Source organism: Duganella sp. SG902, from assembly GCF_013376005.1.
Taxonomy (GTDB): Bacteria; Pseudomonadota; Gammaproteobacteria; order Burkholderiales; family Burkholderiaceae_D; genus Rugamonas.
In genome coordinates, this window is sequence record NZ_JABMJK010000002.1 from 632148 (window position 1) to 647443 (window position 15296).

At 63.7% G+C, this 15296-nt stretch carries 14 protein-coding genes; all 14 read right to left on the reverse strand.

Going from position 1 to position 15296, the window contains the following annotated elements; translation table 11 throughout:
• Position 1: 1 nt before the first annotated feature.
• Positions 2–1156, reverse strand: a complete 1155-nt coding sequence (locus FHW83_RS06310; RefSeq protein WP_176645481.1) for an efflux RND transporter periplasmic adaptor subunit — start codon at positions 1154–1156, stop codon at positions 2–4.
• 101 nt (positions 1157–1257) lie between these two features.
• Positions 1258–2193 carry a transaldolase gene (gene tal / locus FHW83_RS06315; protein WP_176645482.1) on the reverse strand — a complete coding sequence of 312 codons (936 nt, stop codon included), beginning with the start codon at positions 2191–2193 and terminating at the stop codon, positions 1258–1260.
• 53 nt (positions 2194–2246) lie between these two features.
• The gene (locus FHW83_RS06320) at positions 2247–3110 is read right to left on the reverse strand and encodes an EamA family transporter (RefSeq protein ID WP_176645483.1); all 864 of its coding nucleotides are present in this window, start codon (positions 3108–3110) and stop codon (positions 2247–2249) included.
• Between the two features lie 53 nt (positions 3111–3163).
• Positions 3164–3553, reverse strand: a complete 390-nt coding sequence (locus tag FHW83_RS06325; protein ID WP_176645484.1) for a hypothetical protein — start codon at positions 3551–3553, stop codon at positions 3164–3166.
• A 2-nt stretch (positions 3554–3555) separates the two neighbouring features.
• The gene (locus tag FHW83_RS06330; RefSeq protein WP_176645485.1) at positions 3556–4011 is read right to left on the reverse strand and encodes a YcxB family protein; all 456 of its coding nucleotides are present in this window, start codon (positions 4009–4011) and stop codon (positions 3556–3558) included.
• 8 nt (positions 4012–4019) lie between these two features.
• Positions 4020–4874, reverse strand: a complete 855-nt coding sequence (locus FHW83_RS06335) for an SIS domain-containing protein (protein ID WP_155466821.1) — start codon at positions 4872–4874, stop codon at positions 4020–4022.
• Positions 4874–6346, reverse strand: coding sequence for a glucose-6-phosphate dehydrogenase (zwf, locus tag FHW83_RS06340; RefSeq protein ID WP_176645486.1), 1473 nt, complete (start codon positions 6344–6346; stop codon positions 4874–4876). The genes FHW83_RS06335 and zwf overlap by 1 nt, the downstream gene beginning before the upstream one ends.
• A gap of 246 nt (positions 6347–6592) precedes the next feature.
• Positions 6593–7171 (reverse strand): hypothetical protein, encoded by a 579-nt coding sequence (locus tag FHW83_RS06345; protein ID WP_176645487.1) that lies wholly within the window; start codon positions 7169–7171, stop codon positions 6593–6595.
• Between the two features lie 10 nt (positions 7172–7181).
• Positions 7182–7448 carry a PAAR domain-containing protein gene (locus FHW83_RS06350; protein WP_176645488.1) on the reverse strand — a complete coding sequence of 89 codons (267 nt, stop codon included), beginning with the start codon at positions 7446–7448 and terminating at the stop codon, positions 7182–7184.
• A 12-nt stretch (positions 7449–7460) separates the two neighbouring features.
• On the reverse strand, positions 7461–8057 hold the full coding sequence (locus tag FHW83_RS06355) for a hypothetical protein (protein ID WP_176645489.1): 597 nt from the start codon (positions 8055–8057) through the stop codon (positions 7461–7463).
• Positions 8054–9718: a hypothetical protein gene (locus tag FHW83_RS06360; protein WP_176645490.1), complete on the reverse strand. Its 1665-nt coding sequence runs from the start codon at positions 9716–9718 to the stop codon at positions 8054–8056. Before FHW83_RS06360 ends, FHW83_RS06355 begins: the two co-directional genes overlap by 4 nt.
• Entirely contained in the window at positions 9715–12447 is a 2733-nt protein-coding gene (locus FHW83_RS06365) for a type VI secretion system Vgr family protein (RefSeq protein WP_176645491.1), read from the reverse strand. Before FHW83_RS06365 ends, FHW83_RS06360 begins: the two co-directional genes overlap by 4 nt.
• Before the next feature lie 144 nt (positions 12448–12591).
• Entirely contained in the window at positions 12592–13479 is an 888-nt protein-coding gene (locus FHW83_RS06370) for an SMP-30/gluconolactonase/LRE family protein (protein ID WP_229224039.1), read from the reverse strand.
• A 111-nt stretch (positions 13480–13590) separates the two neighbouring features.
• Complete coding sequence (pgi, locus tag FHW83_RS06375; protein ID WP_176645493.1) at positions 13591–15243, reverse strand: glucose-6-phosphate isomerase; 1653 nt, start codon at positions 15241–15243, stop codon at positions 13591–13593.
• Between the last annotated feature and the right edge of the window lie 53 nt (positions 15244–15296).

Below are 15296 nucleotides of genomic sequence, written 5' to 3' on the forward strand. Positions count from 1 at the left end.
CTTACTTGGCCGCGGCCGGCGCGGCGCCAACCGGGCCTTTCCACGGCTGCGGATTGACCGTGGCGCCGGGTTTGGCCTTCTGGAAGCCCTCGATCACAATGCGCTCGCCGCCTTTCAGGCCGGCGCTCACCACCCAGTTGTTGCCGTCGTTGGCGTTGGCGGTCACGGGCTGCGACAGCACCTTGTTGTCGGCGCCGACGATCAGCACCGTCGCGCCCTCGTTGGTGCGCACGATGGCCTGCTGCGGCACGGTGATCGCCGCTTCGTTCACGCCCTGTTCGAGACGCGCGCGCACGTACATGCCGGGCAGCAGAACGCGGTTCGGATTCGGGAACTCTGCGCGCATGGCGACGGTGCCGGTGCTTTCATCCACCGACACGTCCGAGAACAGCAGCTTGCCCGCGTGCGGGTAGGGCTGGCCATCTTCCGTCACCAGCGTGACGCGCGCCTGGTCCTTGCCGGCGCGTTGCAGTTTGCCTTCGGCCAGCGCGCGCTGCAGCTTCAGCACCTCGGTGGACGACTGCGTGATGGTGACGTAGATCGGATCGAGCTGCTGCACGGTGGCCATCGGCGTTGCCTCGCCCTGGCCGACCAGCGCGCCCTCGGTCACCAGCGCGCGGCTCACGCGGCCGGAGATGGGGGCGGTCACGGTGGCATAGCCCAGGGTCAGGCCGGCGGTGGTGCGCGCCGCCTTGCTGGTGGCCAGATCGGCCGCCGCCTGCTTTTGCGCGGTGACGGCGTCGTCGTACTCCTGCTGGCTGACCGCCTGCGCCGCCAGCAATGGCTTGTAGCGTTTCACCTTGAGGTCCGCCTGCGCCAGATTGGCCTCGGCCTTGACGACGGCCGCCTGCGCGCTGTCGTACGAGGCCTGGAACTGCGCCGGGTCGATGCGGAACAGCACCTCGCCGGCCTTCACGTCGCCGCCTTCCTTGTACACGCGCTGCAGCACGATGCCGGCGGTGCGCGCGCGCACCTGCGCGATGCGCGAGGCCTCGGTGCGGCCGGGCAGTTCGCTGTTCAGGGTGACGGCGGCGGGAGCGACGGTGACGACGGATACGGTGGCGGGCGGCGGCGCGCTCTTGGGCGCTTCCTTGTCGCCGCAGGCGCTCAACAGGGTGAGAAGGGCAAGGGCGGTGCAGCGTGGGACGAATCTCATGGATGTCTCGCGGTGTTTACAGTTAATGCAAGATTGTAATGCAAAAAAGGCAGAAGGGCGGACGGTGCCGCGCTTCTGCCTTTTGCAGGACAATCCCGGGATTAACGCATGCCGGAGATGATCTGTTTCAGTTTGGCGGTATCGGCCACGAAGGCGCGGATGCCTTCCGCGGTCTTCTCGGTGGCCATCGCGTCCTCGTTGAACATGAAGCGGAAGGTCGGCTCGTCGATGGCGATCTTGCCGATCGGCGCGCCGCCGCTGCCGTCCGGGCTCAGTTTGCGCTCGACCGGGGCGTTGGAGTCGGCCAGCTTTTGCAGCAGGTCCGGGCTGATGGTCAGCAGGTCGCAGCCGGCCAGTTCGAGGATCTGGCCGACATTGCGGAAGCTGGCGCCCATCACTTCGGTGTTGTAGCCGAACTTGCGGTAGTAGTTGTAGATGCGCTTGACCGACTGCACGCCCGGATCTTCCGCGCCCTGGTAGTCGATGCCGGTGGATTTCTTGTACCAGTCGTAGATGCGGCCGACGAACGGCGAAATCAGCTTGGCGCCCGCCTCGGCGCAGGCGATGGCCTGCGGCAGCGAGAACAGCAGCGTCATGTTGGTGTGGATGCCTTCCTTCTCCAGGATCTCGGAGGCGCGGATGCCTTCCCAGGTGGAGGCCATCTTGATCAGCACGCGCTCGCGGTCGATGCCGTTCTTTTCGTACAGCTTGATCAGGTCGCGGCCCTTGGCCACCGAGGCGGCGGTGTTGAACGACAGGGCGGCGTCGATCTCGGTCGACACGCGGCCCGGGATCACGCGCAGGATTTGCTTGCCGAAGGCGACCAGCAGGTGGTCGATCACGTCGCCGGTGCTGGCGTCCAGGTTGTCGCGCACGGCTTTTTCCAGCAGCGGCTTGTACTCGTCCTTTTGCACCGCCTTCAGGATCAGCGACGGGTTGGTGGTCGCATCGCGCGGGGTGTACTGCTGGATGGCCTGGAAGTCGCCGGTATCGGCAACGACGATGGTGTGCTGCTTGAGTTGTTCGAGTTGGTTCATGAACGCTGCCAATCTGATAAGAAAAGTTGTGGTCGCGCTTATTTTACTCCGTCTCAGCCGAGGCGCATCACAATTGCGCCACAAGCGATCAAGGTGATGGCGAGGATGCGGCCGGGCGCCAGCCGCTCGCGCAGGAACAGGGCGGCGAGCAAGGCGGCGAACAGGATGGAAGTCTCGCGCAGCGCGGCGACGGCGGCCACCGGGGCCTGCGTCATGGCCCACAAGGCCAGGCCGTAGGAGGCCAGCGTGCCGAAGCCGCCCAGCAGCATCACGCGCAGGTGCGCGCGCGCGTACGCGGGCAGCTCGTGCCAGCGGTTGGTGGAGCACAGCAGCAGCATGGCGGCGGTGAGCACGAACAGCCACATGGTGTAGGCGGCCGGCGCCCCGGACTTGCGCACGCCGGCGCCGTCGATCATGGTGTAGGCGGCGATGACGGCGGCGTTGAGCAGGGCGTAGGCGGTGGCGCGGCGGCGGGCGTCGCGGTTGGCGGCGGTGTTGGCGCCGACGCTGGCGCCGCGCAGAATGGTCAGCGTGAGCACGCCGCCGCAGATCAGGACCACGGCGACGTCCTGGCGCCAGTGCAGGCGTTCGCCCAGCAGCGGCACACTGGCCAGCGCCACCAGCAGCGGCGCCGCGCCGCGCATCAGCGGGTAGGCCTGGCTCATGTCGCCGTGCTTGTAGGCGGCGGCCAGCAGGCGGTAATAGATCACCTGGCAGCAGGCGGAGGCGATCAGCCACGGCCAGCTGTCGGCGTGCGGCAGGGCGGTAAAGGGCAGCAGCGGCAGCGAGACGGCGCCGGCGCCGCAGGCCACCAGCAGGGTGGTGAGATATTTATCGGGGCCGGCCTTGACCAGCGCGTTCCAGCTGGCGTGCAACAGCGCGGCAAACAGCACGACGGTGACGACTGAACCTTCCATCGGTTAGCGCAGCTCCTTGCGGATCACGAGTTTGAGGCCGGGCTTTGTACCGCTTAGCGCGCCCGGGCTACTTTCAGTCCCTTTTCATATAATAAAATTTGACTGTCCGCCGCCTTCAGGGATGCCTGAACCGCCTGCATGTTTTGCGCGTACGCCGCTTGTGATTGCTCTGCCAATTTGGCTTTCGCCCAGAAATTCAGCGCCTTCAGGAATTGGTCGCTGGCCAATTGCAGATGTTGGTCTTCCCCGCCGCCGCGATTGTATTGGTCCAGGACTTGCGTGAGGTGGGCGACGTTTTTCGCGTAAATAGGAAAGTCCTTATCGCGATGCGGCGCCGCCGAAATTTCTTTTAGTTGTAGATAGAGCTTTTGTTCGTACCCATTGCCGGCAAACGCATAGTTAAAAGCCACTAGAGTTGACACCAATAGCAAGAATTTTTTCATGGTTACCCCGTCTGTCGATGCAAGGCCACGTAGTGTTTCAACTGGATCAGCTGGTCGGTCGTGAGCACCCGAAGCGGCACTGGCATCGCGCCGTTATCCTTGGCGAACAGATAGCCCGCCGGGTATTCGTGTATCGCCACGATCTCCGACCACGGTACCACCAATTCGCCCACCTTGGATTTCCGTACTATTCCCGCGTCGTCAACCCGGAACTCGCATGGGCCGACTTGTAGCGTCTTGAATAAAAAAATCGGTGGGATGAACAGGCACAAGGTGGTCCGCAGGATCAGCACATCCATCCATCCCTCTTGTTTTCCTTGGGCGGTCTTGCGGCGTGTGAGGTCGGCGATGACGTGGGAGGTAACCAGGCTGAAATACTCGCCCAGGCGATAACGCACCCGGAAATTCAATGCCTGGGTGGGCGGCGAAATCGAAGTGGGATCGCTCGAGGTCGCCATCAGGTTGATTAGCCGATGAAGGAATCGAACTGGAGGTCGAATTCCTGCAGGGCTTTCTGGGCGTTCTGCATTTTCTTGCGGAACTCCGGGCCGCGTTGCAGGGCCAGGCCGACGGCCAGCACGTCGATCACCACCAGATACGCCAGGCGCGCCGAGATCGGCGTGTAGGGGTCGATGTTGAAGATCAGGTCGATCGGGATCAGCACCGTCGCCAGGTCGGCCAGCGGCGTGCCCGAGGGCGCCAGCACGATCACGTCGGCGCCGCCGCGGCGCGCCAGTTTCACCGAGCGCACCAACGACGGGCTGTTGCCGCGCTGCGAGATCGCCACCAGCGCATCGCCGGTGCGCAGCAGGGCCGCCGCGATGCTGTGGATGTGCGGGTCGGCATACGCCACGGTCGGCACGCCGGAACGGAAGAATTTGTGCTGCGCGTCGGCCGCCACGATGCCGGACGTGCCCTGGCCATAGAACTCGATCTTGTTGGCCTTGGACAGGATGTCCAGCGCCTTCTGGATCGCTTCCGGATCGAGGTTGTTGCGCAGGTCCAGCAGGGTGTTGATCGAGCGGCTGCAGATCTTGTTGACCAGGTCCGCCGCCAGGTCGTCCTGGGTCGGCTGTTCGTTCAGGCCGGGCAGGGCCAGCGCCAGGCCCTGGGCCAGCTTGAGCTTGAACTCATGCCAGCCGTCATAGCCCAGCGTGCGGCAGAAACGTACCACGGTCGGTTCGGACACTTGCGCGCTTTTGGCCAGCGCAGTGATGTTCTGGTTGACCGTCTGCGTCGGATGTTCGAGCACGGCCAACGCCACCTTGCGCTCCGATTTGGAGAGCGAGTCGAGTTGGGTACGGATGGAATCGAGCAGCATTAGTCTTCCGGCAGAACTTCTTCACGCCATTGCAGACCATCGCGGCCGATCAGCGCCGATGCGGCGGCCGGGCCCCAGGTGCCGGAGGCATATGGCAGCGGGTAGCTGTCTTCCGATTCCCAGCTGTTGAGGATAGGCTCGACCCATTCCCACGCCGCCTCCAGCTCGTCGCCGCGCATGAACAGGGTCAGTTGGCCGCGCAGCACGTCCAGCAGCAGGCGCTCGTAGGCTTCCATGCGCGGCGACTTGAATTGCTCGCGGAAGTCCAGTTCCAACTCGGCCTGCTTCAGGCGCATGCCGTCGCCCGGCGTCTTGGCCATCAGGTTCATGCGCAGGCCCTCGTCCGGCTGCAGGCGGATCACCAGCGAATTAGGCTGGAAGCTGTTGGTCGGCTGGTTGAAGATCGAGTGCGGGATCTGCTTGAAGCGCACCACGATTTCGGCCAGGCCGTCGGCCATGCGCTTGCCGGTGCGCAGGTAGAACGGCACGCCGGCCCAGCGCCAGGTGTCGATTTCCGCCTTCATGGCGACGAAGGTTTCGGTGCGCGAGTGGGCCGGCGCATCCGGTTCGTCGCGGTAGCTCGGCACGGCCTTGCCGTCCACATGGCCGGCGCGGTACTGGCCGCGCACGATGTTCTGCGCCAGCGTGGTCGGGGTGAAGCGCTTGAGCGAACGCAGCACCTGCAGCTTGGCGTCGCGCACGGCGTCCGGCGCGATCGAGGTTGGCGGCTCCATGGCGACGATGCACAGCAGCTGCAGCAGATGGTTCTGCAGCATGTCGCGCAGCGCGCCCGAGGTGTCGTAGTAACCGAGGCGGTTGCCCACGCCCAGTTTCTCGGCGATGGTGATCTGCACGTCGGAGATCCACTCGCGGCGCCACAGCGGCTCGAACAGGATGTTACCGAAGCGCAGCGCCAGCAGATTCTGCACGGTCTCCTTGCCCAGGTAGTGGTCGATGCGGTAGATCTGCGATTCCTCGAACACCTTGCCCACTTCGGCGTTGATCTGCTTGGCCGAGGCCAGGTCGCGGCCCAGCGGCTTTTCCAGCACCACGCGCGAATTCGGCGTGACCAGGCCATTTTCCTTCAGGCTCTCGCAGATCTTGGCGAAGATCGCCGGCGGCGTCGCCAGGTAGTAGACCTTGGTGATGGCGTCGTCCTTGCGCAGCGCCTCGACCAGCGGCTTGTAGCTGGCGGCGTCGGTGGCGTTGAGCGAGACGTAGACGATGCGGGCGGTGAAGCGCGACCAGGCGGCCGGCGTCACGGCCGGCGATTTGATCAGCGGCTTGGACGTGGTTTCCACGGTTTGCAGGAATTCCTCCTGGCTGGCCTCCGCGCGGCCCACGCAAATGATGCGGGCGCTGTCGGGCAGGTCGTTGGCGACGTCGCGGGCATACATCGCGGGCAGCAATTTGCGCATCGCCAGATCGCCGCTGCCGCCAAACAGAACCAGGTCAAAATCGGAAAGAGCCATAATATGAAAATCGTCGCAAAAAAAGTGCCGAGGGAATGCCGCGCGCAGCACGCGGCCGCTACTGTAAATTTACTACTTATCAGGGTGGTTTGCAAGAAAATTTACTACATTCTCCTATGGCGAGGGCGGTGCTGTTGCGGTCCCGCTCACGTTTGCGCAACCAATTTCCGGTTCCCTAAGCCATCTTCAAATTATAAGCTGGCCCGCCATCTCATGCGTTGGTATTGATCGGGACGCGGAACGAGATCAAGTCAGACCATGTATCTCGGTAAATGCGGCCAATTTCGTCGCGATACTGTCGCTCCGCAAGGAATTCAGCAATCGTTGGTAATTGTCGCTGTTGGGGGAGAGGCCAGCGTCACCGAGCAGATGCCGGCAGGCTCGCGCAAGGGCGCGCTCATCGGTTTCGGTAAGAATGACCTGCTCTAAAAACGCCATCGTGGCCGCGTTGGCTGGTGTGCGATGGACGGCATCAATCGCCAGGAGGCGCAATCTACCCACGTAATGAGGGTAATCTTCTATCATGCGCTGCTGATAAACCCAATCGCCGGTATGCTGGACGATATGTTGTTGTAGCTTGTAGACATGGCGATCGCCGTCGCAGCGCCACTTCGCCTCGTATTCTTTGGCGACGGCCAGCGCTTTTTCGGCGTCCAGGAAAAACAGCCATTCGACAGAGAACGGCAGCTCTGTCAGCAACAGGTTGAAGACTTCTTTCTGTTCCTCGCTGGTCAGTCCGGCTAACGCATCCTTACCATAGCCGTCAGCCTTGTCGCTGCCAGACATTTGGTACTGGTGCATGAAGGTATCAAATGCAGCGGTCATGATGGGGAGGCTATCCGTAGGTGGCGGTAACCAGGCTGGAGATCAAGGTGCAGCCACAAGCACAGTGGTGGCCGTGCAGGGCCACCATGCGGCCGCCGATCAGGTAGGTCGGCGTGCCCTCGATAATTATGTTGATGCCGTGTCCCGGCAATGGGCATGCCACTTGATCGCCCACGCGGGCGATGCCGATGTTGCCGATGAGGTGCGTGGCGGACGCGCTGATGACGCTGCCGCCATGCGAGGTTGGGTCTCCTAAGCGGACGATGGGCAGCGCCATGTTCAGCTCCTTTTATGCGTATAAGGCATCCAGCGTTTTAAAGGCGGCCTCCTTGTCTTCCAGGTTCTGGCTGCGCAGGCCGCGATAAATGCCGAGGTATGTTTCCTCGCCAACGGACTCTTTGCTGACGTCATAACAGTCCAGCAGCTTGTTGACCGCGTGGACGGCGACCAGGCGCTCAGTTTCGGTGCGGATCATGCCTTGCAGAGCGGTTTTCAATGGAGCGGTCAACTCCGCTGGCACGTAGTACGCAGCTTTTTCCCGCAGTTGTTCGTCAGGGCTGTGCAGGAATTCAATAAAGACGGACAAAAGCTCCTCGTCATGCGCAATTTGCCAGAGGTTCCATGCCGCGGCAATTTGCGCCTCGCCGGTCAAGGCGCCGGAAGCCAATAACTCCTTCACCGGCGCGACCGCCCTTGCCGCGTCCGCCCTGAATAGTCCGTGCATGCTTTCTTCATCGCCACCGGCCTTCACCCGGGCCAACAGGAAATCAAACGCCTGATTGCGTTCCTGAGGCGTCATATCCGTGAAATAGCTTTCACTCAAGCCATCCAGACGCTCCTTGTTATGCATCGAAAAGAAATCTAAAAAATTTTGATAGGCATTCATGGTTTTGTCGGGCGTTGGTCGAAGTCGAGAAGCTGCTTGATGTAGCCATCGGAAAGCGGCTTCGATACGGACTGTCCGTCTACGACGTGCAGTTTGATGCCGTCGATTTCGTTCAGGTTCAAGCGGTCAAGCAGTATCGGTTTTTCTTGAGTATGCCAGATGGTGACGGGGTCCCATAGTTTGTTTGGGGTCTGCACGACGTTCACTACGCCGCTGGCCGCCTCGGCGTATTTTTTCGAAACACCTTTCCATAGATCGCTGGCCCACGGCCCCGCGCCGTCTGTGGGGCTCCATTTCATGCCATTGTTGACTTCATCCCATCCATCGATAATACGCCCGCCTGGCGTGGTTTCGAGGGTGACGCCGCCAATTTTCTCCGCAAAGGCCCTGGCTGCGTCGGGCGCGCCAGTGACCTTTGCCTGATAAGCTGTGCCAGACCAGAAGACCGCGCCATCTTTCGGCGACGACACGTCCAACCGCTTAATCACCTCGTCCCATTTGTCGCCGGGATTTTTCGGCAGGTAGGGGCGCAGTATGTCGCGGGCTTCGTTGATCTTTTTCTTGGCGAGTTTGGTGTCACCGGCTTTCTCGGCATCGCGCGCTTCCTTGGACAATTGCGTGATCCGCTCGCGGTCGGCCGCGATCGCGGCATCGGCCACCGTCTGTTTTTTCGTGTTGGCGCCGCCGTCGGGTGGTTGGACCGGATCGGGCGCGTCTTTGAGGGGCGGCGGATCGGCCGGCGGTTTGGGCGTGGCTTTCGGCTTCGGCTTTGCGGCTGGCTTGGCGGCCGGTTTCGGCCTGGGCGCCGGCTTGTCTTCGACCTTGGGCATGACTTTGCCCGGCGTATCCCTTACCCGCTGCTTGGCCGGCGCGGCGGCGGCCGCCTTGTCGGCTTGCACCCCGGCCGGCACGGTATGCGCCTCTTTCGGCGCCGTCTCGGACAGCAACCTGGCCAGGCGGGCGTCCAGTTCCGCCAGGGCTCTGGGCACCTGGCGGATGGCGTCCCGCTGCACCGCGTAAAACTTGCGCTCCCACTCGGCCAGCCTGGCGATGGTGGCCTTGACGCGGTTGAAGTAGCTCAGGCTTTCCAGATGTCCGCGCAGCGACTTGACGATGTCCACCAGCTTGCCGCTGATTTTCCTCAGCGCCTGCAGCAGCGGCTTTTCGTACCTGGCGAACTTCACTGCGCGCAGGAATTTGAGGATGTCGCCCTTGATGAATTTTTGCAGGAAGCGGATCAGCTCCACCAGCTTGGACGCCTCCTTGATCAACAGCAGCATGACCGAGCGCAGCGCCGCGCCCAGCTCGGAGCCGGCGATGCCGCCCACCACCGCCCCCACGCCGGCCGCCGCCGCGCCCCCGGCCGCCATCGCCAGCGGCAGGGCGATGACGATCAGGCAGGCGCTCAGCAGCACCCACTCCATCAAGTCCTCGCGCTTCTCGGGATGATTGGCCAGCCGCAGGATCACCGCCACCGCATCGCGCGCGCTGGTGACGATGACCACCCCGGGCACAAAGCTGACCAGCATGTCCGCCACCACCGCCGACAGCGGCCGGTGGTCGGCGAACTCGCCGATCAGCACGGACTTGAGCCAGTCCATGCCGCCCACGACCTGGCCCCAGGCGTCCTCAAGAATGGAATGCTCAGGAGGCGGCGTCATGCGTCGCCTTGCCGGTTGCCGCCTGGCGTCCAGTCCAGGAATTCCTGCAAGTCCTCATGCATTTCCGTGCTGACGGTGGAACTGGCCTGCAGCGGCTTGTAATCGTATTCGATCTTGGCGCCGGCGCCGGCCGGCACGCCGGCGAGGCGGGCGATGCCGGCCGCGTCGAGCACGCCTTTGCGGATGCTGCCGTCGCTCAGGGTGGCCTTGAACGCGGCGCCGGCCATCGGCGCGCCCCAGTCGGTCAGATGGCGGAACTCCAGCTCGGACTTCTGCAATTCCGGCTTGGCGACGTGTGGCATCACGTATTGCTGCCGGGCCGGACCGGGCATGCTGTGCATCGATGCCTGCGCGGTCCAGGTGCCGGAGGTGCCGTTGGTGATGCCGGAGCCATTGATCTTGATGAACGAGCCGCCGGCGGAAAGCGTGATTTCCTCCTTGGCGTGAATGTCGATGCTGGCCGTGGTCGACAGCAGGCGCACCACCTTTTCCGCGATCAGGTCCAGATCGTCGCTCTGCGCTTGCACTTCCACCTTGCCCTTGGCGGCAAACAGTTTGATGCCGGCGTTGTAGGCGAACAGGCTGATCTTCTCGCCTATGCTGGCCAGCAGGCTCTTGCCCACGGCGAGATTGGTATCCTGGCCCGACGACAGCGTGACCTCGGCGCCGGCGTGGACGTGCGCACCCTGGTTGGTGGCCAGGCCGATGCCGGCCGGCGAACCCGCCAGCAGGATGGCTTCCTTGAAGCGGTTGGCCTCGCCCTGGCCGTCGCCGTCATAGCGCTCCTGCGTGGCGTCGGCAAACCGGCTCAGCGCCTGCTGGCCGATCAGGGCTTCGGCGCCGGCCCTGGCGGCGGTGTCGGACAGCTTCTTGGTCAACTCGGCGCCGGCCTTGAGCTGGGCGGTGGCTTCGGCCGTATCCAGCTGCGTGCCCTGCGGGCCCGGGCGGCCATAAGTGCTCAGGTATAGCCCCTTGTGCGTGACGATGGCGCCATACTCGTCGGTGCTGAGGGCAAAGCCGGAACCATAGAACCCGTTGCGCTGGTTGCCGCTTTGGCTGACCAGATAGCCGAGATTGAGCTGCGCGTTTGTGCTGGTGCTGTACAGGTGCACCCGGTTCTGCCGTGTGGTGTCGTCCAGCACCAGCTGGTTGAAGCCGCTGCCCTGGTATTCCTTGGACTTGTAGCCGGACAGCTTGCCGTCCGTATGCCATTGCGGGGCCTGGTCTTCGTTGTACAGGCGGCCGGTGATCACCGGCCGGTCCGCATCCCCATCGAGGAAAGTGACGATCACCTCCTGGCCGATGCGCGGCACGCTCAGTCCGCCCCAGCCCTGCCCGGCGTTCGGGTAGCTGACGCGCACCCAGCACGAGGCGCGCTCGTCGCCGGGGTTTTGCCGGTCCCAGCGGAATTTGACTTTGACACGGTTCAGGTGATCGGTATAAATCTCTTCGCCGCCGGGGCCGACCACCATCGCCGTCTGCGGGTGCAGTTCCGGCTTGGGATGCTCGAACGGGCTGCGGAACGGCACCTTGCGGCGTTGGACTTCGAGCCGGTTGAAGCAATGGCCGGTGTGCGCGTTTTCCGCCGGCGCCCGCGCATCGCGGCCGAGCAGGGCTTTGAACGCCGCCAGCTGCGGCGCCAGGCTGCCCGGGAATTCCTTGACCTTGTTCGACAACGGCAGATTATTTTCGATCGCCCATTCCACCGCCACCACCACGAACTGCCGGTCCTCCACTGGATCGGCGATGTGGGCCGGATGGTCTTCCAGCGTGAACCAACTGCCCGCCGGTAGGCAGCGCACGCCCGACACAGCCGCGAAGCGCTTCATGGCCGATTCCCACTGTTCGACCCGCAGGCGAGATTGCTTGTCGCCCTGTTCCTGTTTCGCGTAGGTGTAGGCGCCGGTGTATTCGTACACCTCCAACTGCCCTGGCAGGTCGCCATGACTGGATTGCACGATGGTGTTGCTTTGCCGCGTTTCGTTGGGCGCCTTGTAGTCATAGGTGCGCGTGGTCAGCTGGCTGGACGCCAGGCTGCGGTCCGCGCTCCAGTGGACGATTTTGTTCAGCTCATCTTCGGTGCCGGCGCCGTGGAAATGGATTTGTTCCCGCGGCGCCGGCTTGAGCTGGTCGGTATTGTCGGTGATGACCAGCGTATGGCCCGAGCCGTCCGGTTTTTGCTCGTGGTAGCCGAACCAGCCTTCTTCCTCCATCAGCCGTTGGGCGAAGTGCCAGTCGCTTTCATATTGGGTGCAGTAGGAACGCGGCAGGGCGGCCTCCCTGAGCTCGAAGCGGAAATTGCCCTGCGCCTGCGGATGGCCGCTGAATACTTCGCTGAGGATGGCGTCGGCGCTCTGGTCCTGCCAGATGCGCGCATCCTTGCGGAACTTGAGGAAGTGCAGCCAGGGCGCAAACGCCAGCTGGCAGTGTGTGAACTGGCCGTCGCTGCCCAGGCGCTTCATGCGGTGCACATAGCCGTGCACAGGCAAGTAGCTCTGGTCGGCCTGCTGCACCCATAGCGTGACCGGCTGCGCGATCAAGGTCTTCAGCTCGATGTCGTCGCGTACCGCCAGGCAGTCGACGGTGTAGGCGTAGTCTCGGCCCAGGCGGTCGCTGGCCACCACGCGTTGCGGCAGCAGGATGTCTTCGCCAAGTGGCGTGGTCAGTTTAACGAGACGGCTTTGCTGGCCGATCAGCGCCTGGCCTGCAAGAGGATTCAAAGCGGACATGGGTTGATGCCCTATGAATATTAGTGATAAAAATGATAAGTTTTTGGATTTTACCCGGATCTGCGCGACCGCTACGCACGGTAGAGTTTGGTAGGGAAGGTGGGGAGGGGGCGTCCGGCGCGGATGGCCGGACGCGGGGAGGAGTTACTGCCTGTAGGCTGGCTCGGCGCGGCCGGCCACGTCCATCTCGATCGCCAGCAGCTTGCCGCTCAGCGGATATTGTGCCAGTTCGGGCGCCGGACGGGCGCCGGCGCTGGTGACGTAGAGGGTTTTCAGGTCCGGGCCGCCAAACGCCGGCATGGTCGGGCAGCGCACCGGCAGCTTGATCTCGCCCAGCAGCTCGCCCTGCGGCGACAGCTTGACGATGCGCGCGCCTTCAAACATCGCCACCCAGTAATTGCCTTCGCTGTCCACGGCGGCGCCGTCGGGACGGCCGCCGTAGTTGTTCTCCTTGTCCATCGAGAACTGGTGCAGCAGACGCTGGTTGTCCACCGTGCCGGTGGCGACGTCGTAATCAAGCCGGGTGACGCGGTGCGCGGCGGTGTCGGCGTGGTACATGGTCTTCTGGTCCGGGCTGAAGCCGGAGCCGTTGGAGTTGGTCATGCCGCCCGACCAGGCCTTGCGCAGCTTGCCCCGTTCCAGCACGTACATCTCGGCCGCCGGCTTGTCGCGCGGCTCGTAGATGGTACCGACCCAGAAGCGGCCGGCGGGATCGACGTGGCCGTCGTTGAAGCGGGTGATCGATTGGTCGTAGGGCGCGGCGGCGATCTCGGTCAGCTTGACTGCGTCGCTGCTGGTGTCGAGGTGCGCGAAGCCGCTGCGCATGGCGACGATCAGGCCGCCCTGGTCGCTGATGCCCAGCGTGGCCGGCTCGCTGGCCAGTTTCCACGCGCGGTGCGCGCCGCTGGCCGGGTCGAGGCGGTGCACGGTGAAGGCGGGGATGTCCACCCAGTACAGTGCCTGCTCTTGCGGGTGCCACAGCGGGCACTCGCCGGTTTGCATCACTGCGTCGTAAGCTACTTTGATGTTCATATGTGTTGGCCTCAAACCGTCATTCCGGCGCAGGCCGGAATCCATAACCCGTGCGCGGTGCCGCACACTCAGCATGGGCCCCGGCCTGCGCCGGGGCGACGTGGTGGTGGGTTAAATGTGTTGGGCCGCTTTCGCCATGAAGATCAGGCCATTGGTCGAGCTGTCATGACGTTCCGGTTTCACTTCGCCCGTCAGTTCGGACTGGATATTTTTCGCCAGCACCTTGCCCAGCTCTACGCCCCACTGGTCGAAGCTGTTGACGTCCCAGATCACGCCCTGCACGAAGGTCTTGTGCTCGTACAGCGCGATCAGCGCGCCCAGCGCGCCCGGCGTCAGCTGGTCCATCAGGATGGTGTTGGACGGACGGTTGCCCGGGAAGGTCTTGTGCGGCACCAGCGCCTCGATTTCCTCGGCGCTCAGCTTGGCGCCGGCCAGGTCGGCGCGCACTTCATCGGCGGTCTTGCCGGTCATGAAGGCTTCCGACTGTGCGAAGCAGTTGGCCAGCAGCGCGTCGTGGTGCCCGGCCAGATCGTGCGTGGCGCGCAGGGCGGCGATGAAGTCGATCGGCGTCACGTCGGTGCCCTGGTGCAGCAACTGGAAGTAGGCGTGCTGCGCGTTGGTGCCGCACTCGCCCCAGACCACCGGGCAGGTGACGGTATCGACCTCGCCGCCGTCGCGGGTGACCCGCTTGCCGTTCGATTCCATGTCCAGCTGTTGCAGGTAGGCCGGGAAGCGGTTCAGGTCCTGGTGGTATGGCGCGATCGACAGCGAACCGGCATTCAGGAACTGGCGGTTCCAGAAGCCGACCATGGCCAGCAGCACCGGCATGTTCTGTTCCAGCGGCGCCTCGCGGAAGTGTTCATCCATCGCGTGCGCGCCGGCCAGGAAGTCGCTGAAGTAGCCGAAGCCCACCGCCAGCGCCACCGACAGGCCGATCGCCGACCATACCGAGTAACGGCCGCCGACCCAGTCCCAGAACGGGAACATATTGGCGGTGTCGATGCCGAATTCCGCCACCGCCTTGGTGTTGGTGGAGACGGCCACGAAGTGCTTGGCCAGGTCCTCGGCCTTGCCGCCGTTCTGCAGGAACCAGTTGCGCGCGGTGCCCGCGTTCAGCATGGTCTCGGCGGTGGTGAAGGTCTTGGAGGCGATGATGAACAAGGTCGTTTCGGGATTGACCTGCGCCAGCGCGGCGTCCATGTCATGGCCGTCGACGTTGGAGACGAAGTGCATCTTCAGGCGCGGATGCGCGTACGAGCGCAGCGCCAGCACCGCCATTTTCGGGCCCAGGTCCGAACCGCCGATGCCGATGTTGACCACGTCGGTGATTTGCTTGCCGCTGTAGCCCAGCCACTGGCCGTTGCGTACGCGGTCGGTGAATTCCTTGACGTGGTCCAGCACCGCGTGCACGTCGGCGTTGACGTCCTGGCCGTCCACCACCAGCGCTTTGCCGCGCGGCATACGGAGCGCGGTGTGCAGCACGGCGCGTTGTTCGGTAAGATTGATCTTCTCGCCGCTGAGCATGGCGTCGCGCTGGCGTTCCACGCCGCGCTCACGGGCCAGATCCAGCAGCAGGCCGATGGTGGTGGCGTCCAGCCGGTTCTTCGAATAGTCGAGGAACAGGCCGGCCGCGTCGACCGTCAGTTTGGGGAAACGCTGCGCATCGGCGGCAAACAACTGGCGCAATTGCCAGTTCCGGGCGTCGGCGGCGTGGGATTCAAGGGCTTGGAAGCTTGCGGTAGTGGTCAGGGCAGGCTGGCGCATAATATTGTAGGTAGGAAGGGGATGGTTAAATGATACAGGAAAATCAGGTAAAT